At 69.0% G+C, this 24046-nt stretch carries 28 protein-coding genes; 18 read left to right on the top strand and 10 right to left on the bottom strand.

The features are described from left to right. Positions 1-53 precede the first annotated feature (53 nt). Positions 54-560: a DUF421 domain-containing protein gene (locus K6T84_RS17605; RefSeq protein ID WP_224861033.1), complete on the top strand. Its 507-nt coding sequence runs from the start codon at positions 54-56 to the stop codon at positions 558-560. Between the two features lie 3 nt (positions 561-563). Here K6T84_RS17605 and K6T84_RS17600 read toward each other — a convergent pair whose 3' ends face one another. Continuing rightward, positions 564-1088 carry an amino-acid N-acetyltransferase gene (locus tag K6T84_RS17600; RefSeq protein ID WP_224861031.1) on the bottom strand — a complete coding sequence of 175 codons (525 nt, stop codon included), beginning with the start codon at positions 1086-1088 and terminating at the stop codon, positions 564-566. Positions 1089-1173: 85 nt separating this feature from the next. Between K6T84_RS17600 and pgsA the strand changes: the two genes are divergently transcribed. From pgsA to pspM, 4 genes are all read left to right on the top strand, one after another. Next, positions 1174-1737: a CDP-diacylglycerol--glycerol-3-phosphate 3-phosphatidyltransferase gene (gene pgsA, locus K6T84_RS17595; RefSeq protein WP_224861030.1), complete on the top strand. Its 564-nt coding sequence runs from the start codon at positions 1174-1176 to the stop codon at positions 1735-1737. A gap of 105 nt (positions 1738-1842) precedes the next feature. Then, positions 1843-2184, top strand: coding sequence for a transcriptional regulator ClgR (clgR, locus tag K6T84_RS17590; RefSeq protein ID WP_224861028.1), 342 nt, complete (start codon positions 1843-1845; stop codon positions 2182-2184). Between the two features lie 113 nt (positions 2185-2297). Next, entirely contained in the window at positions 2298-3122 is an 825-nt protein-coding gene (pspA, locus tag K6T84_RS17585) for a phage shock protein PspA (protein ID WP_224861026.1), read from the top strand. 3 nt (positions 3123-3125) lie between these two features. Further along, positions 3126-3953 (top strand): phage shock envelope stress response protein PspM, encoded by an 828-nt coding sequence (gene pspM, locus K6T84_RS17580; RefSeq protein WP_224861024.1) that lies wholly within the window; start codon positions 3126-3128, stop codon positions 3951-3953. On the opposite strand, the gene K6T84_RS17575 is transcribed toward pspM, so the two are convergent. Both K6T84_RS17575 and K6T84_RS17570 read right to left on the bottom strand, forming a co-directional pair. Beyond that, the gene (locus K6T84_RS17575; protein ID WP_224861022.1) at positions 3950-4372 is read right to left on the bottom strand and encodes a DUF5313 domain-containing protein; all 423 of its coding nucleotides are present in this window, start codon (positions 4370-4372) and stop codon (positions 3950-3952) included. The genes pspM and K6T84_RS17575 overlap by 4 nt on opposite strands. Further along, positions 4369-4809 (bottom strand): limonene-1,2-epoxide hydrolase family protein, encoded by a 441-nt coding sequence (locus K6T84_RS17570; protein WP_224861020.1) that lies wholly within the window; start codon positions 4807-4809, stop codon positions 4369-4371. The genes K6T84_RS17575 and K6T84_RS17570 overlap by 4 nt, the downstream gene beginning before the upstream one ends. Positions 4810-4851: 42 nt before the next feature. Between K6T84_RS17570 and K6T84_RS17565 the strand changes: the two genes are divergently transcribed. Continuing rightward, complete coding sequence (locus tag K6T84_RS17565) at positions 4852-6024, top strand: glycosyltransferase (RefSeq protein WP_225400258.1); 1173 nt, start codon at positions 4852-4854, stop codon at positions 6022-6024. Positions 6025-6034: 10 nt separating this feature from the next. Then, entirely contained in the window at positions 6035-6229 is a 195-nt protein-coding gene (locus K6T84_RS17560) for a DUF3046 domain-containing protein (protein WP_224861016.1), read from the top strand. Here K6T84_RS17560 and K6T84_RS17555 read toward each other — a convergent pair. Beyond that, entirely contained in the window at positions 6220-6873 is a 654-nt protein-coding gene (locus K6T84_RS17555; protein WP_224861014.1) for a TetR/AcrR family transcriptional regulator, read from the bottom strand. The two genes, K6T84_RS17560 and K6T84_RS17555, sit on opposite strands and share 10 nt — an antisense overlap. A 68-nt stretch (positions 6874-6941) precedes the next feature. Here K6T84_RS17555 and K6T84_RS17550 point away from each other — a divergent pair, with 68 nt between their 5' ends. The 3 genes from K6T84_RS17550 (at position 6942) to recX (ending at position 11197) form a co-directional block, all read left to right on the top strand. Beyond that, positions 6942-8162 (top strand): oxygenase MpaB family protein, encoded by a 1221-nt coding sequence (locus tag K6T84_RS17550; protein ID WP_224861012.1) that lies wholly within the window; start codon positions 6942-6944, stop codon positions 8160-8162. Between the two features lie 178 nt (positions 8163-8340). Then, a complete protein-coding gene (gene recA, locus K6T84_RS17545; protein WP_225400257.1) occupies positions 8341-10701 on the top strand; it encodes an intein-containing recombinase RecA in 2361 nt (786 codons plus the stop codon). Beyond that, complete coding sequence (recX, locus tag K6T84_RS17540) at positions 10670-11197, top strand: recombination regulator RecX (protein WP_224861008.1); 528 nt, start codon at positions 10670-10672, stop codon at positions 11195-11197. Before recA ends, recX begins: the two co-directional genes overlap by 32 nt. A 3-nt stretch (positions 11198-11200) precedes the next feature. Here recX and K6T84_RS17535 read toward each other — a convergent pair whose 3' ends face one another. From K6T84_RS17535 to K6T84_RS17515, 5 genes are all read right to left on the bottom strand, one after another. Next, positions 11201-11431, bottom strand: a complete 231-nt coding sequence (locus K6T84_RS17535) for an Rv1893 family protein (protein WP_224861006.1) — start codon at positions 11429-11431, stop codon at positions 11201-11203. Between the two features lie 64 nt (positions 11432-11495). Then, positions 11496-12374 (bottom strand): amino acid ABC transporter permease, encoded by an 879-nt coding sequence (locus tag K6T84_RS17530; RefSeq protein ID WP_225400256.1) that lies wholly within the window; start codon positions 12372-12374, stop codon positions 11496-11498. Then, positions 12371-13048, bottom strand: a complete 678-nt coding sequence (locus K6T84_RS17525) for an amino acid ABC transporter permease (RefSeq protein ID WP_225400255.1) — start codon at positions 13046-13048, stop codon at positions 12371-12373. Before K6T84_RS17525 ends, K6T84_RS17530 begins: the two co-directional genes overlap by 4 nt. Further along, positions 13045-13848, bottom strand: a complete 804-nt coding sequence (locus tag K6T84_RS17520) for a glutamate ABC transporter substrate-binding protein (RefSeq protein WP_224860999.1) — start codon at positions 13846-13848, stop codon at positions 13045-13047. The genes K6T84_RS17525 and K6T84_RS17520 overlap by 4 nt, the downstream gene beginning before the upstream one ends. Further along, on the bottom strand, positions 13848-14606 hold the full coding sequence (locus K6T84_RS17515; protein ID WP_304621265.1) for an amino acid ABC transporter ATP-binding protein: 759 nt from the start codon (positions 14604-14606) through the stop codon (positions 13848-13850). The genes K6T84_RS17520 and K6T84_RS17515 overlap by 1 nt, the downstream gene beginning before the upstream one ends. Positions 14607-14645: 39 nt before the next feature. Here K6T84_RS17515 and miaB point away from each other — a divergent pair, with 39 nt between their 5' ends. After that, complete coding sequence (gene miaB, locus K6T84_RS17510; protein ID WP_224860997.1) at positions 14646-16106, top strand: tRNA (N6-isopentenyl adenosine(37)-C2)-methylthiotransferase MiaB; 1461 nt, start codon at positions 14646-14648, stop codon at positions 16104-16106. Continuing rightward, on the top strand, positions 16103-16693 hold the full coding sequence (locus K6T84_RS17505; protein ID WP_224860996.1) for an Rv2732c family membrane protein: 591 nt from the start codon (positions 16103-16105) through the stop codon (positions 16691-16693). Before miaB ends, K6T84_RS17505 begins: the two co-directional genes overlap by 4 nt. A 2-nt stretch (positions 16694-16695) precedes the next feature. On the opposite strand, the gene K6T84_RS17500 is transcribed toward K6T84_RS17505, so the two are convergent. Then, complete coding sequence (locus K6T84_RS17500) at positions 16696-18045, bottom strand: DUF349 domain-containing protein (protein ID WP_225400254.1); 1350 nt, start codon at positions 18043-18045, stop codon at positions 16696-16698. Positions 18046-18191: 146 nt separating this feature from the next. Here K6T84_RS17500 and K6T84_RS17495 point away from each other — a divergent pair, with 146 nt between their 5' ends. The 6 genes from K6T84_RS17495 to hflX are packed head-to-tail and all read left to right on the top strand — an operon-like array spanning position 18192 to position 23913. Continuing rightward, a complete protein-coding gene (locus K6T84_RS17495; RefSeq protein WP_224860992.1) occupies positions 18192-19070 on the top strand; it encodes a DMT family transporter in 879 nt (292 codons plus the stop codon). 58 nt (positions 19071-19128) lie between these two features. Then, positions 19129-20046 carry a DMT family transporter gene (locus K6T84_RS17490; protein WP_224860990.1) on the top strand — a complete coding sequence of 306 codons (918 nt, stop codon included), beginning with the start codon at positions 19129-19131 and terminating at the stop codon, positions 20044-20046. A 10-nt stretch (positions 20047-20056) separates the two neighbouring features. Further along, on the top strand, positions 20057-20725 hold the full coding sequence (locus K6T84_RS17485; RefSeq protein ID WP_224860988.1) for a class III extradiol ring-cleavage dioxygenase family protein: 669 nt from the start codon (positions 20057-20059) through the stop codon (positions 20723-20725). Continuing rightward, complete coding sequence (gene miaA, locus K6T84_RS17480) at positions 20722-21633, top strand: tRNA (adenosine(37)-N6)-dimethylallyltransferase MiaA (protein ID WP_224860986.1); 912 nt, start codon at positions 20722-20724, stop codon at positions 21631-21633. The genes K6T84_RS17485 and miaA overlap by 4 nt, the downstream gene beginning before the upstream one ends. 4 nt (positions 21634-21637) lie before the next feature. Next, entirely contained in the window at positions 21638-22516 is an 879-nt protein-coding gene (gene dapF / locus K6T84_RS17475; RefSeq protein ID WP_225400253.1) for a diaminopimelate epimerase, read from the top strand. After that, complete coding sequence (gene hflX / locus K6T84_RS17470) at positions 22513-23913, top strand: GTPase HflX (RefSeq protein WP_224860981.1); 1401 nt, start codon at positions 22513-22515, stop codon at positions 23911-23913. The genes dapF and hflX overlap by 4 nt, the downstream gene beginning before the upstream one ends. Positions 23914-24046: the final 133 nt, after the last annotated feature.

Genomic DNA, 24046 nt, shown 5'->3' with positions numbered 1-24046 from the left:
CACGCCTGAAACGGAAGGTGACAACCAGCTGGACGAACGGGGATAATCGTCGGGTGGATTGGGCACGACTCTTCGCTTTCGATACCCCGCCGTTGGAGATCTTCATCCGCGGAACGGTCATCTACGTAACCATCTACGCCTTGCTGCGGGTGGTGCTCAAACGCGAGGCCGGCACCAACGGCATCACGGATCTGATCGTGGTGGTGCTGATCGCCGACGCGGCGCAGAACGGTATGGCGGGCGGGTACAAGTCGATCAGCGACGGCGTGTTGCTGGTCAGCGTGATCATCGGCTGGTCGTTCGTGCTGAACTGGGCGGCGCACCGCTGGACGTGGGCGGCGCGGGTCATCCGGCCCGGTTCGCTGCTGCTCATACGCGACGGTGAGCTGCTGTATCAGAACATGCGCAAAGAGATGATCACCGAGAATCAACTCCGCGAACAGGGGCGCAAGCAGGGCATCGCGGATCTGAGCGTGGTCCGCGAAGGCCGGATGGAGTCCGACGGGCAGTTCAGCTTCCTCATCGGAGCGGCCCCCGGCTTCCTCGCCTCTACGGCGTAGCCGTCACAGCACGAGCAGCATCCGGGTGTTGCCCAGGGTGTTCGGCTTGACGTAGCTCAGGTCCAGGAACTCGGCCACCCCGACGTCGTAGGAACGCTGCATCTCCTCGTACACCTCGGCGGTCACCGGCGTGCCCTCGATCTCGGTGAAACCGTGCCGGGCGAAAAAAGCCGTCTCGAAAGTCAGCACGAACAGGCGCTGCAACTCCAGATCGCGGGCGACCCGCAGCAGCCGGGCGACGATCGCATGCCCGATCCCTTGGCCGGTCAGCGCCGGATCCACCGCGATGGTGCGCACCTCACCAAGATCCGACCACAACACGTGCAGGGCGCCGCAGCCCACGATCCGGTTGTCGGCGTCGGTGGCCACCCAGAATTCCTGAACCGATTCGTAAAGGGTGACGAGGTTCTTCTCCAGCAGGATCTTGCCTGCGTACACGTCGATGAGGCTCTTGATCGCCGGGACGTCAGAGGTCCGGGCGCGCCGGATCCGGGTCTGGTGGACCGGTTCCTCAGCCGCTGGATGCACAGCTGAACATTAACGGTTTCTGGTTTCGGGCTGGGTACCCGATATTCTGTCTGCCGTGTCAGGGCACCCTCAAATCGATCCGGCGGTGACGCGTGTCCCCGTGATCAATCTGCCCAACGCGCTGACCACGATGCGCCTGCTGCTTGTCCCGGTTTTTCTGGTCGCCCTGTTCGCTCAGCACGGCCATGACACCAATACGCGCATCGTGGCTTTCGTCGTCTTCGCCGTCGCGATCGTCACCGACCGGCTCGACGGCGCCCTGGCCCGCCGTTACGGGCTGGTGACCGAGTTCGGCGCCCTAGCCGACCCGATCGCCGACAAGGCCCTGATCGGTGCGGCATTGATCGGGTTGTCGATGCTCGGCGACCTGTGGTGGTGGGTGACGGTGCTGATCCTGGCCCGCGAGATCGGCATCACCCTGTTGCGGTTCGCGGTGCTGCACCGGGGGGTGATCCCGGCCAGTCGCGGCGGCAAGCTCAAGACGTTGGTTCAGGCCGTCGGCATCGGGCTGCTCGTCCTGCCGCTCGACGGCCCCTGGCTGGTGACGGCCTGGGCGGTGATGGCTGCCGCCGTGGTGCTGACCGTCGTGACCGGGGTGGACTACGTGATCTCGGCCGTCACCGATCTCCTAGGCTCCTCGCGGGGTTGAGTCGGGTGATTCGGGAACCCGAACGGGCTCGTGCGCGTTGTCTCTCCTGACTGGGGAGTTTTTCCAAGTCGACAAAGAGGCGTCGACCCAAGAGGGAGAGCACAGATGACAGCGTTGCTGCGGGAGTCCGTCGGCGAGATGCTGCGCGAGGCCCGGATGACGCAGGGCCGCACGCTGCGTGAGGTGTCCGACTCGGCGCGGGTCAGCCTGGGGTACCTGTCGGAGGTCGAGCGCGGCCGCAAGGAGGCCTCCAGCGAGCTGCTGAACGCCATCTGCGCGGCGCTGCAGGTCCCGCTGTCGGAGGTGCTGTTCGACGCCGGAGTCCGGCTGGCGCGGGCCGAGCGGGCCGAGCAGGACCGGCAGGCTCAGCGGGTCGGCTCCGTCACCCGCATCGACGCCGGCACCAAGGTCGTGATCCCGCCGATTCGGGCGATGGCCTCGGCGTGACGCGCCGCAACCGAGCCTGATCACCCACCCGGTGCGCACTGACCCGATAAATTGGTCACCGGGTGCGCCGCGGACCCGCTGACACTCGACCACAACTCATACGGAGCTGACTGATGGCCAACCCGTTCGTCAAGGCCTGGAAGTACGTGATGGCGCTGTTCAACGCCAAGATCGACGAGCACGCCGACCCGAAGGTGCAGATCCAGCAGGCCATCGAGGAGGCGCAGCGCCAGCACCAGGCGCTCACCCAGCAGGCCGCGCAGGTGATCGGCAATCAGCGTCAACTCGAGATGCGGCTGAACCGGCAGCTGGCCGACATCGAGAAGCTTCAGGTCAATGTGCGCCAGGCGCTGACGCTGGCCGACCAGGCCACCGCCGCCGGTGACGCCGCCAAGGCCACCGAGTACAACAACGCCGCCGAGGCGTTCGCGGCCCAACTGGTCACCGCCGAGCAGAGCGTGGAAGACCTCAAGACACTGCACGACCAGGCGCTGTCGGCAGCGATGCAGGCCAAGAAGGCCGTGGAGCAGAACGCGATGATCCTGCAGCAGAAGATCGCTGAGCGCACCAAGCTGCTCAGCCAACTCGAGCAGGCCAAGATGCAGGAGCAGGTCAGCGCGTCGCTGCGGTCGATGAGCGAGATCGCCGCGCCGGGGACCACCCCCAGCCTCGATGAGGTGCGCGACAAGATCGAGCGCCGCTACGCCAACGCGATCGGCGCGGCCGAACTGGCGCAGGGCTCGGTGCAGGGCCGGATGATCGAGGTCGAACAGGCCGGCGTGCAGATGGCCGGCCACTCCCGGCTGGAGCAGATCCGCGCCTCGATGCGCGGGGAAGCGCTGCCGGCCGGTGGGGCCGCCAACACCCCGGGCCAAGCCACCCCGGCCCCCGGCCAGGCCGCCACCGACCGCACCCCCGAGAACCCGCTGGGCCGGTAGTAGATGGCCCGGGCAGTCGGGGGGCGCACCAGGGGGACCCTGCTACAACGTGCTGTCGATCGCGCCAGCGAGGCCGCCGACATGCTCGCCGACAAGTTGGGCGCGCTTGCCAACCCTCGGGCCCGGCTGCTGCGAAAGCGGCGATGGGCGCTGCGGCTGGGGTTGTTCTTCACTGCCGCATGCGGGTTTTGGATGCTGGTGACGGCGGTGCTGGCGTCGTGGGCCACCCCGGTGTGGGTGCTGCTGATCACCGGGCTGATCGCTGCCGGGGCGGCCGCACCGGCCACGCTGTTGCTGCTGCGGTACCGCTGGCTGCGTTCTGTGCCGTTGCCGACCACGCCGGCCACCGCAGCGCGCCGCCTGCCGCCGCCGGGTTCAGCGGCACGGCCGGCCATGTATGCCCTCGGCGCCTCCGAGCGCGGGATGGTGTCGCTGCTCAGCGTGCTCGAGCGTGGCGGGCTGCTGCCTTCCGATGAGATCGTCGAGCTGACGTCCGCGGTCAACGGCGCCGCATCGGCGATGGCAGCCACTGCGACACAAGTGGTTTCGATGGAACGGGCCGTGCAGCACAGTCCGCAGTCCCGTGACTACCTGGTGCCGACCATCAACGCGTTCACCGCCCAGCTCAGCGCAGGGGTGCGCCAGTACAACGAAATGGTCACCGCCGCAGCGCAACTGGTTGCCTCAGCCAACGACGGCCCGTCGTCGGGGGTGCCGGCGAATTCGCCGATGTCGCAGCATCGTTACCGCGACGAGCTGGCAGGTGCCACCGACCGGATGCTGGGCTGGGCGCAGGCGTTCGAGGAGCTCGCCGAACTGCCCCAGGTCTAGATGTCGTCGCTGCGCTGATCGGCCGATTCGGGCCGGGCTCCGTAGCGTTCGACGTAGGACCGGTGAATGTGGGCGTCGCGCTGGCGGACGCGCTCGTCGGCCAGGTTCGGGTCGAGGCCGTGCATCCGCAGCATGTGCTTGCGCCACACCTTGTTGAGCGCATGCGAGAACAGGATCACCATGAACCAGATCGGGAACGTCATGCTCAGGTGCGTCATGAAGTCTGTCGGCAACAGCCAGAACGGGGCCAGGATCAACGTCGTCGGCACCAGGCCGCGCATGATCATCCGAATGGTGGCACCCGGGCCGGCCAGATCGTTGCGGACCCAGTCCCGCATCGAGGCCGGCAACGGACGCCCGATGCAGTAGCGCAGATATTGGATCGCGTTGGGCCGCCTGCGCGCGCCGGTGTCGCTCATGTCAGTGTCGGGCGCAGTGCTGGGAATACCGTGGCCGCCACCGCCCGCAGCGTCGCCTTGAACATGTCCAGGAAGTCGAAGTAGTCGCGCCACAACGTGATTCGCCCCTCGCACACCTCGAACACCCCGCACACCCAGAACTGCAGCCGCAGCGGGCCCAGTGTCAGCACGTCGGTGCGTTCGGTGAGCACCGCGCAGCCCTCGGCGGCGATCCGGTGCATCTTGACGTCGAAGCCCATCCGGCCGCTCATCCGCTTGAACACCCCGATGGTGGCCCGGCGCCCGTGGATGGTCGGCAACCCGACGTTCTGGTAGACCACGTCCTCGGCGAGAGCGGCTGCCGCGGCGTCGAGATCGTCGGCGGCGAGCGCGGCCAGGAAGGTCTCCACGGTGCGGATGTTGTCGACGCCGGTCTGCGTGGCACTCGGTTCGGTCATGCCCACCAGCCTAGGCGGGGGGCACTGTGGCACGGTAGGCCGATGCGAGTGGTGGTGGTAGCCGGGCCGGATCCCGGACACGCGTTCCCGGCGATCGCGTTGTGCCGGCGGTTCGCCGAGGCCGGCGACACGCCGACCTTGCTGACCGGCGTGGGATGGCTGGACACCGCGCGGGCCGCCGGGGTGGACGCCGCAGAACTGCTCGGACTCGATCCCACGCCCGACGACGACGATCTCGACGACGGCGCCAAGATCCACAACCGGGCCGCGCGGATGGCCGCCCAGAACCTTGACCAGCTGCGGGATCTGGCGCCGGACCTGGTGGTCTCCGATGTCATCACCGTCTGCGGCGGACTGGCGGCCGAGCTGCTCGGTATCGCGTGGGTGGAGCTGAGCCCGCATCCGCTGTACCTGCCGTCCAAGGGGTTGCCGCCGATCGGCAGCGGGCTCGCGCCGGGCACCGGGGTGCGGGGCCGGCTGCGCGATTCAGTGATGCGGTACCTGACGGCGCGGTCGGTGCGGACCGGACTGCGGCAGCGGGCCCGGGCTCGCGCCGGGATCGGCCTGCCGGGCGTCGACCCGGGGCCGCTGCGCCGGCTGATCGCCACGCTGCCCGCGCTCGAGGTGCCCCGGCCGGACTGGCCCGCCGAGGCCGTCGTCGTCGGGCCGCTGCACTTCGAACCGACCGAGCACGTGCTGGCCGTGCCGCCGGGTCCCGGGCCGGTGGTGGTGGTGGCACCGTCCACCGCGACGACCGGAGCCGCCGGGCTGGCCGAGCTGGCGTTGGAGCACTTGGTGCCCGGAGTCGGGCTGCCCGCCGGTGCTCGGGTAGCGGTGTCACGGATCGACGGCCCGGAGTTGGACCTGCCGCCCTGGGCGGTCGCCGGGCTGGGGCGCCAGGACGAATTGTTGGCGCGCGCCGATCTGGTGATCTGCGGCGGCGGGCACGGCATGGTGGCCAAATCGCTGTTGGCCGGGCTGCCGCTGGTGGTGGTGCCCGGTGGGGGTGACCAGTGGGAGATCGCCAATCGTGTTGTGCGCCAGGGCAGTGGGCGGCTGATTCGGCCGCTGAACGGACCGGCGCTGGCCGAGGCGGCCGGTGAGGTGCTGTCGTCGCCGGGTTACCGCGACGCCGCCCGTCGGGCCGCGGCAGGTGCCGACGGCGTGGCCGATCCGGTCCGGGTCTGCCGTGAGGCACTGGCGAGCGCGAAGTAGGTTGTGACGCGTGCGCCTGACCGAATTCCACGAACGGGTCACGCTGCGTTTCGGTGCGGCCTACGGCGCGTCGGTACTGACCGACCACGTGCTGTCCGCGGTGGGCGGGCGGACCGCCGCCCAGGCGATCGAGGCCGGTGTGGAGCCCCGCGACGTGTGGTGGGCGCTGTGCTCGGACTTCGACGTGCCGCGCGATCAGTGGTGAGTGGGATCCGGCGGCCGCACGATGATGTTGCGGACCACCGACACGCACAGGTCGGCGCAGACCGTGGCCAGTTCGGCGGTGGACTCGACGGGATCGGCCAACCAGGACTCGATGATCTGGTTGACCCCGCCGACCAGGAACAGCGCGCCCCGGCGTAACTCCGCCGGTTCGGGGGTCTCGGAGCCGAGCACGCCCGGTGTCAGTTGCACGATCAGGTCGGCGATCATCTCCAGGATGTGCGCGCGGTGTTCGGTCAGGCCGGGCACCCCGGACAGGTCGTCGGTGGCGATCCGATGGATGTGCGGGTCGGCGGCGATGCGGTCCAGGAACGCCGTCAGTGCGGAGCGGAGTTTGTCGGTCAGGGTGCCCGGGTCGGCGACGCCGGCGGTGACCAGGGTTTCGAGCAGTTGGTCGCGGACGTCGTCGGACACCGCGAAGATCAGCGCGTCGCGGTTTCCGAACTGCTCGTAGAAGTAGCGGGGGATCAGGCCGGCCTCGGCGCACACCCCGCGCACGGTGACGTCGCGCAGCCCCGACTCGCCCCACAGCTGCCGGCCGGCGGCCAGCAGCTTGGCGCGCCGTTCGGCGCGACGGTCGACGGCGCTGATGCCGCCGTAGTCGCGTACCACTTCCCGGCGTGTCATTGACAGCACTCTACCCGCGCCCTAGATTTGGAATACGGATGTTATCCAAAACTGCATTGGGGGCCGTCTTGACGAACTCGCCGATTCCCACCCGGCACCCGGAAACCCCCGGCGCGGTTCCGGTCGGAATCCGGCTGATCGCCGGAGCACTGGGGATCGACAAACCCTCGCCGCAGCGCTGGCATCAGATCGGTGTGGACCTGACCGTCGGCGACGAGCCGATGCGACGGCTGGTGGACTGGATGTCGGCCACCGGCACCGCAGCGACCCGGCCGATCTTCGATGAGATCCTGACGCACGGCCTGGCCGCCGTGCCGGACGCGCCGGAGCCGTTGCGGGAGTTCTTCGGTGAGTTCGAACCCATCCCGGAGTGGGTCGATATGGATCTGCTGCGCCGGGGGCAGCGGGCACTGCGGCGCGGCGGCGCCGACGGCGTCTACATCTCCCGCGACGTCTCACTGCTGGGCGGGTACCGGTTCTCCTCGTTCAACAAGACCCTGCTGCGCACCGGGGTGTTGGAGAAGGGCTCGAACAAGCGATTCGCCGAGACCATGCAGTGGGCGCTGGACCTCACCGCCGAAGGCGGCCTGGAGCCGCTCGGCGTCGGGTATCGGGCCACCGTCCGGGTCAGGCTCATTCACGAGTACGTGCGCCGGCACGTGGCGGCGCTGCCGGACTGGCGCGGTGACGAGTGGGGCCTGCCGGTCAACCAGACCGACATGGCCGCAACCCTGGTGGGTGCCCTGATCGCCCCGCCGATCGGCGGACTGGGGATAGGTATCGTGCTGCCCCCCGGCGAGCTCGACGCCATCGCCCATCTGACCCGCTACGTCGGCTGGCTGATGGGGGTGCGCGACGAGTGGCTGCCGCGCAGCTACCGCGACGCGGTCCGCATCCTGTACCACACGCTCGGTGCGCTGTCGGCGCCCGACGAATCCACCAAGCAGCTGGCGGTTCCGATGGCCGACGATCCGCTCCAGTGGCACTACTCCACCATGACGGGCCTGCGGCGACGGGTCGCCCGGGCCCAGCATCTGTCGCTGACCAGCGGTTTCCTGGGTCCGCGGGCGATGCGCGAGCTGGGGCTGCCGGCCTACGTCCCGCCGTGGTACCAGGTGTTGCGGACGCCGATCAACCTGGTGCGCAGCACCGCGGCACTGGTCTTGCCGGGCGGCCTGGACCGCGCGGCTCTGCGCGGCAGACGGGAACAAGAGGCGTTCATGCGCACCATGATGGGCGCCGGCGACACCACCATCGGCGCCTCGGCCCATGTGATGCGGGTGGCCTGACCCGGTCTCGCCGCTCTGGAAAGTCAGACACACCGACACGCCGCGTGCCTGACTTGATTCGAACACGCGTTCGCCTACTGTGGATGGAGTTCGGCGGATTGTCGGACCCCGCTACTAGCGTCACGGCCAATCGACCGATACCCGGTCAACCGGACTACCGAACCACAGGAGAGGCATCATGGCGCAAGCCCCCGATCGCGAAAAAGCACTCGAACTGGCGATGGCCCAGATCGACAAGAACTTCGGCAAAGGCTCGGTAATGCGCCTCGGCGACGAGGTGCGCCAGCCGATCACAGTCATCCCGACCGGGTCGATCGCACTCGATGTCGCGCTGGGCATCGGCGGGTTGCCCCGGGGCCGGGTCGTCGAGATCTACGGCCCGGAGTCCTCCGGCAAGACCACGGTGGCGCTGCACGCGGTGGCCAACGCCCAGGCCGCCGGCGGGATCGCGGCGTTCATCGACGCCGAGCACGCGTTGGACCCCGAGTACGCCAAGAAGCTCGGGGTGGACACCGACTCGCTGCTGGTGTCCCAGCCCGACACCGGTGAGCAGGCACTGGAGATCGCCGACACGCTGATCCGCTCCGGAGCGCTGGACATCCTGGTGATCGACTCGGTGGCCGCCCTGGTGCCGCGCGCCGAGATCGAGGGCGAGATGGGGGACAGTCACGTCGGCCTGCAGGCCCGGCTGATGAGCCAGGCGCTGCGGAAAATGACTGGCGCACTGAACAATTCGGGCACCACCGCTATCTTCATCAACCAGCTGCGGGAAAAAATCGGAGTGATGTTCGGCTCGCCCGAAACGACCACGGGCGGAAAGGCTTTGAAGTTCTACGCTTCAGTTCGATTGGACGTCAGGAGAATCGAGACGCTCAAGGACGGCACCGACGCGGTCGGTAACCGCACCCGGGTCAAGGTGGTCAAGAACAAGTGTCTTGCCGAAGGAACCCGAATCTTCGACCCTGTCACCGGCGCAACGCATCGAATCGAGGACGTCGTCGACGAGCGCAGGCAGATCCACGTCGCGGCTGCGGCAAAGGACGGAACATTGCATGTCCGGCCGGTGGTGTCCTGGTTCGACCAGGGAACCCAGGATGTGGTCGGCTTGCAGATCGCCGGCGGCGCCACGCTCTGGGCAACGCCCGATCACAAGGTCCTGACGGAACACGGCTGGCGTCAGGCGGGGGAGCTTCGCGCGGGAGACCGGGTGGCGCAGCCGCGTCGCTTCGACGGATTCGGCGACAACGAGCCGATTCCGGCGGATCACGCCCGGCTGTTGGGGTATCTGATCGGCGACGGTTATGTGGGCGGCAAGACTCCCGTCAACTTCATCAACATCCAGCAGTCGCTGATCGACGACGCGACCCGAATCGCGGCGACGCTCGGTTGTGCCGCCCATCCGCAGGGGCGGATCTCATTGGCGATCAGCCATCGGCCCGGTGAACCCAACGGTGTTCTGGACCTGTGCCGGCGGGCCGGTATTCACGGAAAGCTAGCGTGGGAGAAGACGATTCCCGCCTGGTTCTTCGAGCCGGACGTCAGTGCCGATGTCGTCGGGAACTTGCTGTTCGGCCTGCTGGAGAGCGACGGCTGGGTGAGCCGGGAGCAGACCGGTGCACTGCGGGTCGGCTACACGACGACATCCGAACAGCTCGCGCACCAGATCCATTGGCTGCTCCTGCGATTCGGCATCGTGAGCACCGTCCGAGACTACGATCCGACCCAGAAGCGGCCCAGTATCATCGACGGGCGACGGGTGCAGTCCAAGCGTCAGGTATTCGAAGTCCGGGTCGCAGGTATGGAGAACATCGCGGCCTTCGCCGACGCCGTTCCGATGTGGGGCCCGCGAGGTACGGCTCTCACGAACGCCATTCCGGAAGCCATGCGTGGGCGGCGCCGCGGGTCTCAGGCGGTCTATCTGTCGGCGGAAGTTGCCACTGCCGTGCTGAACTACCTCGATGAGCGCGGTGTGACGGCACAAGAGGCCGCGGCAATGATCGGAGACGGCGCCGGCGACCCCCGCGGCGGCATGAAGCAGGTACTGGGTTCCAGCCGGCTGCGCCGGGACCGCGTGCAGGCGCTGGCGGAAGCCTTGGAAGACAAGTTCCTCGGTGAGGTGCTGGCCGACGAACTGCGGTACTCGGTGATCCGTGAAGTGCTGCCGATGAAGCGAGCGCGAACCTTCGACATCGAGGTCGAGGAATTGCACAACCTCGTCGCGGAAGGGGTTGTGGTGCACAACTGCTCGCCCCCCTTCAAACAGGCCGAGTTCGACATCCTGTACGGCCGCGGCATCAGCCGCGAGGGCTCGCTGATCGACATGGGTGTGGATCAGGGATTCATCCGCAAGTCCGGCTCGTGGTTCACCTACGACGGCGAACAGCTCGGGCAGGGCAAGGAGAACGCCCGAAACTACCTGCTGGAGAACGTCGACGTGGCCAACGAGATCGAGAAGAAGATCAAAGAGAAGCTCGGTATCGGCGCCGTGCTGACCGCTGAGCTGACCGATGACGTCCTGCCCGCTCCCGTCGACTTCTGAGTCTGACGAACCCAAGCGTGAGGAGCAGGCGAAGTCACTGTGCCTTCGCCTGCTCACCGTGCGGGCCCGCACCCGTGCCGAGCTCGCCGGACAGCTGGCCAAACGGGGCTACCCCGATGACGTCAGTACCCGGGTGCTCGACCGGCTGACGAAGGCCGGCCTGATCGACGACGCGGACTTCGCCCAGCAGTGGGTGCGCTCCCGGCGCGAACACGCGGGCAAGGGCCGCAAGGTGCTGGCCGCCGAGCTGCGTACCAAGGGCGTGGATGAGGACGTGATCGCCGGGGCGCTGGCCGGTATCGACGCCGGCGCCGAGCGCGCCCGGGCCGAACAGCTGGTGCAGGCCAAGCTTCGCCGGGAGATCCTTGGCGAGGACGACGTTCGTGTCACCCGGCGGCTGGTGGCGATGCTGGCTCGCCGCGGCTACAACCCGTCGATGGCCTACGACGTGGTCCGCGACGAGCTTGCTGCCGAACAGGAGCGCCGCCGGGTTTGAGGCTCAGGCGTCCTCGGCCTCGTCGGCGTCGTCTTGTCCGGTGAACACTTCCTTGGTCCGCTCGACGGCGTGCGTGGCGATCTCCATGGAATCTTGAACGATCGCGTTGACGCCACCGGAGATGTCCCCGCGAATGATGTCGCCGGCGTCCTCGACGATGTCGGAGGCCTTCTCAACGGCGTGCGCGGCGATGTCACGGGCGGCGTTGAACGCGTCCTTGGGGGTGATAGCCATGGAAGTCTCCTCATCGGTAGCTGTCGGCACCGACTCTAGACGCCGAGCCGACCGCGCGCACCGCCTAACGAACCCGGGCCCCGGGGGTGCCCTCGGGCTCGATGGCGGCCGCCTCCAGCGCCCGGTGACGTGCCCGGCGCAGCCGTCGCTCCAGCCCGGTCGCGGCCGCCGAGAGAACCAGGTTTCCGGCGATCATCAGCGCCGCGATCACCAACAGTGCGGGCAGGTAGTTGCGGTACTGGGAGCCGACCACGGTGCCCTGGCGCACCATCTCCACGTAGGTGATCTGGTAACCGATCGCGGTGTCCTTGAGCACCACCACCAATTGCGACACCAGCACCGGCAGCATCGCGGTGACGGCCTGCGGCAGCAGCACCAGCCGCATCGAGGTTCCCCAGCCCAGCCCCAGCGCGGCGGCCGCCTCGGACTGTCCGCCTGGCAGACCGAACACCCCGGCCCGGACGATCTCGGCGATGACCGCGCCGTTGTACAGCGTCAGGCCGGTGACCACCCCGGCCAACGCGAGCTGCTGCGGCGGAAACAGCCCGAGCGCCCCGTAGACGAAAAAGGCGAAGATCATCATGATCAGCACCGGGATGGCCCGGAAGAACTCGACCAGCACCGCGCAGGTCCATTGCACCGGACCGATGTGCGACAGCCGGCCGACCCCCAACCCGACACCCAGGATCAGCGCCAGCCCTATCGACCACGCCGCGGCCGTCAGGGTGCCGGCCACTCCGGGCAGTACGTAGGTGCGCCACAGGTCGGCGGTCAGAAACGGCGTCCACTTCTCCGCGGTCAACTGGCCCTTGGCCGCCAGCCGCGCATACAGCACCCAGATCAACAAGGCCGCGGCTAGCAGCGCGATCACCGTCAGCGCGTGATGGCGAGCCCGGGCCCGCGGCCCGGGGGCGTCGTAGAGCACCGTCGCGGCGGGCGTCATCGCGTCACCGCCCAGCGCCGGCCCAGATAGCCGAACAGCAAGCCCAGCGGCAAGGTGAGCACCACGAAGCCGGCCGCGAACACCGCACCCACCGCGAGCAGGGCCGCGGTGTTCTCGGTCATCGACTTCATCAGCAGGGCCGCTTCGGCGACACCGATCGCCGAGGCCAGCGTGGTGTTCTTGCTCAGCGCGATCAGCACCGAGCCCAGCGGGATGATCACGGCGCGAAAAGCCTGGGGCAGCAAGATGATCCGCAGGTTCTGGGTGAAGCTCAGCCCTAGCGAGCGGGCCGCCTCGGCCTGCCCGATCCCCACCGTGTTGACCCCGGAACGCACCGCCTCGCACACGAAAGACGCGGTGTAGACGCTCAGTCCCAGCACGGCCAGCCGAAAGTTGCTGTCATCGATCGACGTCGGCGACTGCGAATCGACCAGCGTCACCCCCAGGGTCTGGGCCAGGCCGAACGAGCACAACAGCAACAGCAGCGTCAGCGGCGTATTGCGGACCAGGTGGACATAGCAGCCTGAAAGCCACCGCAGGGCCGGCACCGGAGCCAGCCGCATGGCGGCCAGACCGGTGCCGAGTATCAGCGCGAAAAAGCCGGACAGCACCGCCAACTCCACGGTGACGGTGAACGCCTCGAGGAACTGGCCGCGATTCTGGGCGAACATCATCGATCGATCGGCGGAGGGGTGGGAACCGCGAACCCGGCGGCGCCGAAGTTGGCCGCGAACGACGCCCGCCACGAACCGTCGCTCTCCATCTCGACGAGCGCATTGTTGATCTGGGTGCGCAGCGCGTCGTCGCCCTTGCGCACCCCGATCCCGTAGCTCTCCGCCGAGAACGGCTCGCCCACCAGCTTGAACGCTCCGGGACTTTGGGCGGCATAGCCGGCGAGGATCACGTCGTCGGTGGTCACCGCATCGATTGCGTTGTTGCGCAATGCCTCCACGCAGGCCGAGTAGGTGTCGTAGCGCTGCAGCTGCACGCCCGGGTAGCGGTCCTTGATGCGCTGCGCCGGCGTGGAGCCCGACACCGAACACAGCTTCTTGTGGTGCTGCAGCGACGATGTCCCGGTGATGTCGGTGTTGTCGGTGCGCACCAGCAGTGACTGCCCGGTGAGCAGGTAGGGGCCGGCGAAGTCGACTTTGCGGCGCCGGTTGTCGGTGATCGAGTAGGTGGCCACCACATAGTCGACCTGGCCGTTGCGCAGCAGCGTCTCGCGTTGGCCGGACGGCGCTTCGATCCAGGTGATGCGATCGGGCGGATAACCCAGCCGCCCGGCGACGTAGCGGGCCACGTCGACGTCGAACCCGCGCAGCGTCCCGTCGGGTTCCTTGACGCCCAGGCCGGGCTGGTCGAATTTAACTCCGACGGTGATCCTTCCGCTGTCGTGGGCGGTGCAGGCCGTGATCGGAGCGGCCAGCGCCGCGAGCGCGGCGCAGACCCGGGCCAGAAGGTGCAGAGCCCGCATCAGTGGCCGATCACCTTGGTGAGAAACTCTTGGGCGCGAACGGATTTCGGGCTGTCGAAGAACTCCGCGGGGGAGCCGTCCTCGACGATGGCGCCGTCGGCCATGAACACCACCCGGTCGGCGGCGCGGCGCGCGAATCCCATCTCGTGGGTGACCACCACCATCGTCATCCCGTCGCGCGCCAGCGTGGTCATCACGTCCAGGACTTCGCTGATCATCTCCGGGTCCAGCGCGCTGGTGGGCTCGTCGAACAGCATCACCTTGGGGTCCATCGCCAGCGAGCGGGCGATCGCCACCCGCTGCTGCTGCCCGCCGGAGAGCTGGGCGGGGTGCTTGTGGGCCTGATCGGCCACGCCGACCCGCTCCAGCAGTGCCATCGCCCGCAGCCGAGCCTGGTCGCGGGGGGTCTTGTGCACCTTCATCGGAGCCAGTGTGACGTTGTCCAGGACACTCTTGTGCGGAAACAGATTGAAGGACTGGAAGACCATCCCGACCTGGGCGCGCAGTCGGGCCAGCGCCGCGCCCTCGGCGGGCAGCGGTTCGCCGTCGATGGTGATGAGGCCGGAGTCGACGGTCTCGAGCCGATTGATGGTGCGGCAGAGGGTGGATTTTCCCGAGCCGGACGGGCCGAGGATCGCCACCACCTCGCCGCAGGCCACCTCGAGGGTGATGTCTTTGAGGACATGCAGGCCACCGAAGTGCTTGTTCACGTCTCGGATGGCGATCATCGGCACCGGATTGGCTCCGCCGCTGGTCATGGGTTATGAGCCTACCCAGCAGCGCCGTACCATGGCCGGGTGAGTGCGACGACGCTACCGACTCGCACCTATGAGGTGCGCACCTACGGCTGTCAGATGAACGTTCACGACTCCGAACGCATCGCCGGCATGCTGGAGTCCGCCGGTTACCGCCGGGCTGCCGAGGGCGCTGATGCCGATCTGGTGGTGTTCAACACCTGCGCGGTGCGTGAGAACGCCGACAACAAGCTGTACGGCAACCTCAGCCACCTGGCGCCGAACAAGCGCAGCAACCCCGATATGCAGATCGCTGTCGGCGGCTGCCTGGCCCAGAAGGACAAGGACGGAGTGCTGAGCCGGGCCCCCTGGGTCGACGTGGTGTTCGGCACGCACAACCTCGGCTCGCTGCCGGCACTGCTGGAGCGGGCACGGCACAATCGGACGGCTCAGGTGGAGATCGTCGAGGCGCTGCGCGAGTTCCCGTCGTCGCTGCCCGCCGCCCGGGACTCGGCCTATTCGGCCTGGGTGTCGATCTCGGTGGGCTGCAACAACACCTGCACGTTCTGCATCGTCCCGTCCCTGCGGGGCCGTGAGGTCGACCGCAGTCCCGACGACATCCTCGCCGAGATCCGCGCGCTGGTCGCCGACGGCGTGGTCGAGGTGACGCTGCTGGGCCAGAACGTCAACGCCTACGGGGTGTCGTTCGCCGATCCGGAACTGCCACGCGACCGTGGCGCGTTCGCCGCGCTACTGCGGGCCTGCGGCACCGTCGACGGCCTGGAACGGGTCCGCTTCACCTCCCCGCATCCGGCCGAGTTCACCGACGACGTCATCGAGGCGATGGCGCAGACACCGAATGTCTGTCCGGCCCTGCACATGCCGCTGCAGTCCGGCTCTGATGCGATCCTGAAGGCAATGCGCCGCTCCTACCGCGCCGAGCGCTACCTGGGCATCCTGGAGCGGGTTCGGGCCGCCATCCCGGACGCGGCGATCACCACCGACCTGATCGTCGGATTCCCCGGTGAGACCGAGCGGGACTTCCAAGACACCCTCGATGTGGTGGCCACCGCCCGCTTCTCGGCCGCGTTCACCTTCCAGTACTCCAAGCGGCCCGGTACACCGGCGGCCGAACTGCCCGACCAGCTGCCCAAAGCGGTTGTGCAGGAACGCTATGACCGCCTGATCGAGCTGCAGGAACAGATCTCGTGGGACGAGAACAAGGCACAGGTCGGCCGCACCGTCGAGCTTCTGGTGGCAGTCGGGGAGGGCCGCAAGGACGCCCAGACGGCGCGGATGAGCGGTCGCGCCCGCGATGGCAGACTGGTGCACTTCGCCCCGGGTGCGTCGCAGGTGCGCCCGGGCGACGTGGTCACCACGACGGTGACCGGAGCGGCGCCGCATCACCTGCTGGCCGACGGGCCTTTGCTGCACCATCGGCGCACCAGGGCCGGCGACAGCCTGGCCGGCCCGCCGCCCGGTGTCGGGCTGGGCATGCCGAAGATGCCGGGGGCCGCGTCGTGAGCGACTTCGACGCCTACCGGGCCGACATCGAGGCCGCCGAGCGCCGGGTGGCAGGCGAGATCGACCCCGGCGGCAGGGGACTGGTCGTCTTGATCTGCGTGTTCGTGCTGGTGGCGTCGTTTCTGTTGCCGCACACCGGAAGTGTTCGCGGTTGGGACGTGCTGATGGCCGGCAACGGCGCCGACGAGGCCATGGTGACGCTGCCGTCACGGGTGTTCATGTGGCTGGCGCTGGTGTTCGGAGTGGGGTTCTCCCTGCTGGCGATGGTGACCCGGCGCTGGGCGGTGGCCTGGGTGGCGCTGGCCGGTTCGGCGGTGGCCAGCGCGGCCGGGCTGCTGGCGGTGTGGTCTCGCCAAACCGTCGCGCAGGGCCATCCGGGGCCGGGCATCGGACTGATCCTGGCCTGGATCACGCTGATCGTGCTGACCTTCCACTGGGCCCGCGTGGTGTGGTCGCGCACCGCGCTGCAACTGGCCGCCGAGGCTGAGCGGCGGCGCAACACCGTCGAGCTGCACTCGAAAAACCTGCTGGACGGCTTACACGGCCCAGATGACCCAGACGACCCGGACGGCCGCAAGAACTCCTGAAGTCAGCGCTTGCCCAGCGCCTGCTCGGCGGCCTGCGCCCACTCCCGCCACTGCGCTGCGCTGGCAGCGGCCTCCGCGGCCTCCTTGTCCCGGCCGGCGGCTTGGGCCTTGGTGGCCTGAGCCTCGAATTGTTCGGCGCGAGAACGGAACTGGGCAGCCCGGGCCTCGGCCTCGGGGTCCACCACGGCGGCGTCGGCCGCCGCACCGGCGTCGCGCACCTTCTTCTCCACCGCGCGCAGTCGCCGCTCCAGGTCCGCGGAACGCTCGCGGGGTGTCTTGCCGATCGCATCCCATTTGGTGACGATCGACCGCAACGCCGCACGGGCGGCATTCTGATTGGCCGGGTCGATCCGCTCCGCCTCGGCGAGCAGGGCCTCCTTGGCGGTGGCATTGTCTTCGAACTCGGCATCGCGTTCGGCGTTCGCGGCGTTACGGGCGGAGAAGAACGTGTCCTGGGCGGCCTTGAACCGCTGCCACAGCGCCTCGTCGACGTCCTTGGACGCCCGCCCGGCCGCCTTCCAGGTGGTGAGCATCTCCCGGAACACCGCGCTGGTGGCCGACCAGTCGGTGGAACTGGACAGTTCCTCGGCTCGCTTGCACAGCCGTTCCTTGTCTTCGCGGGCCCCGGCGCGGCCGCGGTCGAGGTCGGCGAAGTGCGAACCGCGCCTCCGGTTGAAGCCGTCGCGGGCCGCGGCGTAACGCTTCCACAGCGCATCGTCGGTTTTGCGGTCCAGCCCGGTGATGGTGCGCCATTCCTCCAGGATGGTTCGCAACCGGTCGCCGGCGGACTTCCACTGGGTCGAATTCGCCGCCAGTTCCTCGGCTTCGGCCGCCAGCGCCTCCTTGCGCGCGGTGGCTTCGGCGCGCTGCTCATCGCGGTGCGCCCGGCTTTCCGCGGCGGCCGCGACGGCATGCTCGCTGACCGCTGCGATTCGCGCGGCGAGTGCATCGACGTCACCGAGGACGCTGGCGGTCGGCAGTGACTCGGCCAGCGCCGCCGCGGACGCCTTGATCTTGCGGGCGTCGCCGCTTCCGGAGGCCAGCCGCTCTTCGAGCAGGGTGACTTCGGTGCTCAGATCGTCGAACCGCCGGCCGAAGTGCACGAACGCGGCGTCGGGGTCACCGGCCTGCCAGGAGCCGATCTGCCGCTCGCCGGAGGAGGTGATCAGCCACACCGTACCGTCGTCGTCGACACGGCCGAACCGGTGCGGATCAGCGGTCGGTGGGCTGACGACCTGCGGCCGAGCCCCCGGTTTGGGGCCGACACGAGGGCCGGGACGAGGGCCGGGACGAGGCCCCGGGCGTGGCGTGGGAGTGGGCGAACCGCTGTCGGTGGTCCCGTCCGTGGTCATGCGTCGTCACCTAACCCTTCGCGCAGACATCGCGCATCTGCCGCGCACCGCGGCGCCTTCAAACTGCCTAAGGGTATTGAAGCAGTTCCCGGCCGCGGCGGTAGCGTGTCCCATCGCATCTGTGAAGCACCTTCAGGAGGCCGGCCATGGCCAAAGAGACCATCGCCGTGCTGCTCGCTCTGGGAGCGGCGCTGTTCATCGCGATCAGCGACGTGATCCACCAGCGCAGCGCCCAGTCGGTCGGCGACGAGTCGATCGGCCATATCGCGCTGTTCGCCCGACTGCTGGCCGACCGGCGGTGGTGGGCGGGCAGCCTGGTCGCGGTAGTCGGTTTCGGCCTGCAGGCCACCGCGCTCGGACTGGGGTCGGTGTTGCTGGTGGAATCGCTGTTGGTGACCTCCCTGTTGTTCGCCCTGCCGATCAGCGCGCGGCAGTCCGGTCGGCGGCTGGGCCGGTCGGTCTGGCTGTGGGCGGCGCTGCTGGTCGCGGCGGAGACCGTCATCATCACCGTCGGCCACCCCACGGCCGGCCAGGCCCACGCTTCGCTGCTCACCTGGTTCTGGGTCTTCGCAGTGCTGGGGCCGGTGGTGGTGCTGTGTCTGCTGGGTGCCCGAATGTACGGCGGGCGGGTTGCGGCGGTGCTGCTCGCGGTGCTGTCGGCCACCTCGTGGGGCATCGTCGCGGTGCTGACTAAGGGGGTGGTCGAGCTGATCGGTCACGGTCTGCGGCCGCTGCTGGCCTCACCGGAGCTCTACGCGTGCGCGGCGGTCGCGGTGGCCGGGATGGTCTTCCAGCAGTCGTCGTTCCGCGCCGGGGCGCTGACGGTGTCCTTGCCGACGATGACGGTGCTGGAACCGATGGTGGCCGCCGCGCTGGGCATGGTGCTGCTCGGTGAGGTGCTGCGACCCAGCCACGGGGCCGAGCTGATCCTGGCGCTGGCAGTGGCCGTCCTGGTCTGTTCCGTCGCGGTGCTCTCGCGTGATGAGGCCGCCAGTGGAGCCGATCCGGTGCCCACCGGCGTTTAGCGGCTGCACGGTTATCGCGAGCCCGGCGGGTATTGTGGCGCCGGTTGGAAGGGCGGGAATGTCGACAGGGAATCTCATAGCGGCGCTGCTCGCGTTGTGCGCCGCACTGGCGTCCGCGATCGGCGACGTGATCCGTCAGCGGTCCGCTCAGGAGATCACCGACCAGCAGGTCGGCCACCTGAGACTGTTCTGGCTGTCGCTGCGTGACCCCCGGTGGTGGGGTGGTGGTGCGGCGGCGGTGGCCAACTACGCCCTGCAGGCGGCGGCATTGGCGGTGGGTTCGGTAATGCTGGTGACCGGGCTGCAGGTGACCGCACTGCTGTTCGCGCTGCCCATGTACGCCTGGCTGACCCACCGCCGGGTCAGCAACTGGGAATGGATGTGGGCGATCGTGTTGGCCGGCGCGCTGGCCGTGGTCGTGATCGTCGGCGACCCGACAGAGGGCAAGCAACACGCGCCGGCGACCACCTGGATCGTGGTGTCGGTGGTGCTGACTGCGGTCCTGCTGAGCTGCGTGCTGTTCGCCCGCAAGTTCAAGGGCCGGCCGGCGGCCGCGGTCCTGCTGGCCGTGGTGGCCGGCGCTTCGCTGGCGGTGTTCGCGCTGCTGACCAAGGTCCTCGTGGAGCTGGTCAAGGCCGAGGGCCTGGAAGACGCGCTGGAGTCGCCCGTGGTGGTGCCTTGGCTGGTGGCGACCCTGGCCGGAATGATCTTCCAGCAGTCGGCGTTCCGCGCAGGCGCATTGACAGCCTCTATGCCGACCATGACCGTGGCCAAGCCGCTGGTGGCCAGCGTGCTGGGCGTGCTGCTGCTCAACGAGCACATCAACGCCGGCGGGATCGAGGATGTCGCGGTGATCATCGGGGTGGTTCTGATCGTCATCGCGACGGCCGCGTTGGCCCGCGGTGAGGCCGCCACGATCGTCGCCGACGCCGGAGGCGCCGACCGGGGAACGCCGGTGCCGTCAGTGACGAGCTAGCTGTGATCTCATGCTGGGTCCGATAGCGATCGTGCCGTCGGCGCCGGTGCTGGTGCCCGAGCTGGCCGGCGTCGCGACCGAGGCGGCCGAGCTGCGGACCGCGGCGTTGGCCGCCGTCGCGGCCCTGCCACAGCGGTGGGTGGCCTTCGGCACCGGGGCTGATGCGGTCTACGGACCCGACAGCGTGGGTACGTTTGCCGGATTCGGCGCCGATGTGGCCGTGCAGCTCTCGCGCGATGCCGACCGACCGGTCGACCTGCCGTTGTGCGCGCTGGTCGCCGGCTGGATGCGCGGTCAGGCCCGGCTGGACGCTGAAGTGGTGGTGCACGCCCACGCCGATCCCGACGTCGCATTCGCTGCGGGCCGTCGAGTGCGCGCCGAGATCGACCTGGCGCCCGAGCCGATCGGGGTGCTGGTCGTGGCCGACGGCGCCAACACCCTGACCGCCGCCGCACCCGGCGGCCACCGTCCGGCCGACGTCGAGGCGCAGCGCGCCCTCGATGACGCACTGACCGGCGGCGACGTCGGCGCCCTGATCGGACTGCCGGCCTCGATCATCGGCCGAGCCGGGTTCGCCGCACTGGCCGGGCTGGCCGGGGGCTCGCCGCGTAGCGCCACCCAGCTCTACCGGGACGCGCCCTACGGTGTCGGCTACTTCGTCGGCGTCTGGCAGCCGTGAGACCGATCGCGGTGGTCGGGCCCACCGGCACCGGCAAATCGGCCCTGGCCCTGCAACTCGCCGAGAACCTGGGGAGATCAGCCGAGATTGTTAATGCCGACGCCATGCAGCTCTACCGCGGCATGGACATCGGCACCGCCAAGCTGACACGGGCAGAGCGCGGCGGCATCCCGCATCATCAGCTCGACGTCCTCGACGTCACCGCGACCGCGACCGTCGCCCGCTACCAGCAGGCCGCGGCCGCCGACGTGGAGGCGATCGCGCGCCGCGGTGCCGTACCGGTGATCGTCGGCGGTTCGATGCTCTACCTGCAGGCGCTGCTGGACGACTGGGCGTTCCCAGCCACCGACGCGGCGGTGCGGGGCCGCTACGAGCAGCGGCTCGCCGAGGTCGGGGTGGCGGCGCTGCACGCCGAGCTCGCCGATGCCGACCCGGCCGCCGCAGCGGCCATCCTGCCCACCGATGCCCGGCGGATCGTGCGGGCGTTGGAGGTGGTGGAGCTGACCGGCAAGCCGTTTGCCGCGTCCGCCCCCAGCATCGGCGCCCCCCGCTGGGACACCGTCATCATCGGATTGGACTGTGCCACAGCCATTCTGGACCAGCGACTGGCCGCCCGCACCGACACCATGTTCGATCGGGGCCTGGTCGCCGAGGTGCAGGCGCTGCTGGCCGTGGGCCTGCGCGAAGGGGTCACCGCCCGAAGGGCGCTGGGCTACGCCCAGGTGATCGCCGACCTCGACGCGGGTGGCGACGGAGCCGCAGCCCGCGAGCCGACGTTCATCGGCACCCGCCGCTATGTGCGCCGGCAGCGGTCCTGGTTCCGCCGGGATCACCGCATCGAGTGGCTCGACGCCGCCGGTGACGGCCTGCTCGACGCGGCGCTGGCCGCGTGGCGGCACGTATCCTGAGCAAGTGAATTTCGCCAAGGGCCACGGCACCCAGAACGACTTCGTCGTGCTGCCCGATCTGGGTGTCGACGTGGATCTGACGCCCGCCGCGGTGGCCGCGCTCTGCGACCGGCGCCGCGGCCTGGGCGCCGACGGCCTGCTGCGGGTGACCACCGCCGGAGCGCTGGTGGATGCCGGGGTGCTCGAGGCGCTACCCGAGGGAGTGGCGGTCGGCGACTGGTTCATGGACTACCGCAACGCCGACGGCTCGATCGCCGAGATGTGCGGCAACGGGGTCCGGGTGTTCGCGCACTACCTGCGGGCCACCGGTCTGGAGTCCAGGGACGAGTTCGTGGTCGGCTCGCGCGCTGGAGCACGGCCGGTGGTGGTGCACCACGCCGACGACGTCCGGGCCGAGGTCACCGTGGACATGGGCAAGGCCAACGAGTTCGGGAGCGGGGGACCGGCGTTCGAAGCGACCGTCGGCGGTCGGACCTTCGCCGGGCTGGCCGTCGACGTCGGCAACCCGCATCTGGCGTGTGTGGTCGAAGACTTCTCGGCCGCCGACCTGGCCGCCCTGGACGTGGCCGCACCGGTGTCATTCGACGCCGCCCAGTTCCCGGACGGCGTCAACGTGGAGATCCTGACCGCACCGCGCGACGGTGGGGTGTCGATGCGGGTGCACGAGCGCGGGGTCGGGGAGACCCGGTCCTGCGGCACCGGAACGGTGGCCGCGACGGTGGCCGCCCTTGCGCACGTCGGCGCGTCGACCGGCACCCTGCGGGTCGACATTCCCGGCGGGCAGGTCATCGTCACCGTCACCGAGGCCACCAGCTTTCTGCGCGGCCCCTCGGAGCTGGTCGCCCGGGGCGAGATCGCATCCGGGTGGTGGGCGGCGCAGTGAGCTATCCCGAAATCCCCAGCGCCGGCGAACTCGCACTCGATGACCGTGCTGCGCTGCGCCGGGTGGCCGGGTTGTCCACCGAACTCGCCGACGTTTCCGAGGTCGAATACCGTCAGCTGCGCCTGGAGCGGGTGGTGCTGGTCGGGGTGTGGACCGAGGGCACTTCGGCCGAAGCCGATGCCAGCATGGTCGAGCTGGCGGCGCTGGCCGAGACCGCCGGCTCGGAGGTGCTCGAGGGACTGATCCAGCGCCGGGACAAACCCGATCCGGCCACCTACATCGGCTCCGGCAAGGCCCAGGAGCTCCGCGAGATGGTGCTGGCCAGCGGTGCCGACACCGTCATCTGCGACGGCGAGCTGTCCCCGGCGCAGCTGACGGCGCTGGAGAAGGCCGTGAAGGTCAAGGTGATCGATCGCACCGCGCTGATCCTCGACATCTTCGCCCAGCACGCCACCAGCGCCGAGGGCAAAGCGCAGGTGGCGCTGGCCCAGATGCAGTACATGATTCCGCGGCTGCGCGGCTGGGGCGAGTCGATGTCACGCCAGGCCGGTGGCCGGGCCGGCGGCGCGGGCGGCGGGGTGGGTACCCGCGGACCCGGTGAGACCAAGATCGAGACCGACCGGCGCCGCATCCGGGAGCGAATGGCCAAGCTGCGCCGCGAGATCAAGGCGATGAAGCAGGTGCGCGATACCCAGCGCAGCCGCCGGCTGAGCAGTGACGTGCCCTCGGTGGCGATCGTCGGCTACACCAATGCCGGAAAGTCCAGCCTGCTCAACGCGTTGACCGGTGCCGGTGTGCTGGTGCAGGACGCGTTGTTCGCCACCCTGGAACCCACTACGCGCCGTGGCACTTTCGACGATGAGCGACCTTTCGTGTTGACCGACACGGTCGGTTTCGTACGGCATCTGCCCACCCAGTTGGTGGAGGCGTTTCGTTCCACCCTGGAAGAGGTGGCCGACGCCGATCTGCTGCTGCATGTGGTCGACGGCTCCGATTCGGCGCCGCTGAGTCAGATCAGCGCGGTACGTCAGGTGATCTCGGAAGTGATCGCCGAGCGGGACGCCAGCCCGGCGCCGGAACTGTTGGTGGTCAACAAGATCGACGCCGCCGGGGACCTGGCTCTGGCGCACTTGCGCCGTGCGCTGCCGGATGCGGTGTTCGTCTCGGCGCACACCGGCTACGGCATCGACGCCCTGCGTCGCCGGATGGGTCAACTGGTGGCCCCGGTCGACACCGCGGTGGATGTCGTCATCCCTTACCACCGTGGAGATCTGGTGGCCCGGGTACATGAGCACGGCCGGGTCGCCCACGCCGAACACACGCCGGACGGCACCCGAATCCGCGCGCGGGTGCCGGTGGCACTGGCTGCCAGCCTGCGGGAATTCGCCCGGGTGTGATCGGTCACAAGAGTTTCGGAGTCCGCGCCCCGGTGGGTTAAGCTCGCATCAACGCTGGTGTGAATTGACGCCAGTACGTCGTGGAACGCTTTCTCGCCGGGAGATCCTGGCGAACGGTGCGATCCAGCACAGG

It is taken from the genome of Mycobacterium zoologicum (assembly GCF_020181635.2).
Classification (GTDB): Bacteria; Actinomycetota; Actinomycetes; order Mycobacteriales; family Mycobacteriaceae; genus Mycobacterium; species Mycobacterium zoologicum.
The sequence above is the reverse complement of the archived record's forward strand: the minus strand, read 5'-3'. Positions and strand labels throughout refer to the sequence as shown.

Excerpts from the sequence above, each read along its gene's own strand:
- clgR (WP_224861028.1), top strand. The coding sequence starts at position 1,843 with ATGACAGCGTTGCTGCGGGAGTCCGTCGGCGAGATGCTGCGCGAGGCC.
- pspA (WP_224861026.1), top strand. The coding sequence starts at position 2,298 with ATGGCCAACCCGTTCGTCAAGGCCTGGAAGTACGTGATGGCGCTGTTC.
- pspM (WP_224861024.1), top strand. The coding sequence starts at position 3,126 with ATGGCCCGGGCAGTCGGGGGGCGCACCAGGGGGACCCTGCTACAACGT.
- K6T84_RS17575 (WP_224861022.1), bottom strand. The coding sequence starts at position 4,372 with ATGAGCGACACCGGCGCGCGCAGGCGGCCCAACGCGATCCAATATCTG.
- K6T84_RS17570 (WP_224861020.1), bottom strand. The coding sequence starts at position 4,809 with ATGACCGAACCGAGTGCCACGCAGACCGGCGTCGACAACATCCGCACC.
- K6T84_RS17565 (WP_225400258.1), top strand. The coding sequence starts at position 4,852 with ATGCGAGTGGTGGTGGTAGCCGGGCCGGATCCCGGACACGCGTTCCCG.
- K6T84_RS17555 (WP_224861014.1), bottom strand. The coding sequence starts at position 6,873 with ATGACACGCCGGGAAGTGGTACGCGACTACGGCGGCATCAGCGCCGTC.
- recA (WP_225400257.1), top strand. The coding sequence starts at position 8,341 with ATGGCGCAAGCCCCCGATCGCGAAAAAGCACTCGAACTGGCGATGGCC.
- recX (WP_224861008.1), top strand. The coding sequence starts at position 10,670 with ATGACGTCCTGCCCGCTCCCGTCGACTTCTGAGTCTGACGAACCCAAG.
- K6T84_RS17535 (WP_224861006.1), bottom strand. The coding sequence starts at position 11,431 with ATGGCTATCACCCCCAAGGACGCGTTCAACGCCGCCCGTGACATCGCC.
- K6T84_RS17530 (WP_225400256.1), bottom strand. The coding sequence starts at position 12,374 with ATGACGCCCGCCGCGACGGTGCTCTACGACGCCCCCGGGCCGCGGGCC.
- K6T84_RS17525 (WP_225400255.1), bottom strand. The coding sequence starts at position 13,048 with ATGATGTTCGCCCAGAATCGCGGCCAGTTCCTCGAGGCGTTCACCGTC.
- K6T84_RS17520 (WP_224860999.1), bottom strand. The coding sequence starts at position 13,848 with ATGCGGGCTCTGCACCTTCTGGCCCGGGTCTGCGCCGCGCTCGCGGCG.
- K6T84_RS17515 (WP_304621265.1), bottom strand. The coding sequence starts at position 14,606 with ATGACCAGCGGCGGAGCCAATCCGGTGCCGATGATCGCCATCCGAGAC.
- K6T84_RS17500 (WP_225400254.1), bottom strand. The coding sequence starts at position 18,045 with ATGACCACGGACGGGACCACCGACAGCGGTTCGCCCACTCCCACGCCA.
- K6T84_RS17495 (WP_224860992.1), top strand. The coding sequence starts at position 18,192 with ATGGCCAAAGAGACCATCGCCGTGCTGCTCGCTCTGGGAGCGGCGCTG.
- K6T84_RS17490 (WP_224860990.1), top strand. The coding sequence starts at position 19,129 with ATGTCGACAGGGAATCTCATAGCGGCGCTGCTCGCGTTGTGCGCCGCA.
- K6T84_RS17485 (WP_224860988.1), top strand. The coding sequence starts at position 20,057 with ATGCTGGGTCCGATAGCGATCGTGCCGTCGGCGCCGGTGCTGGTGCCC.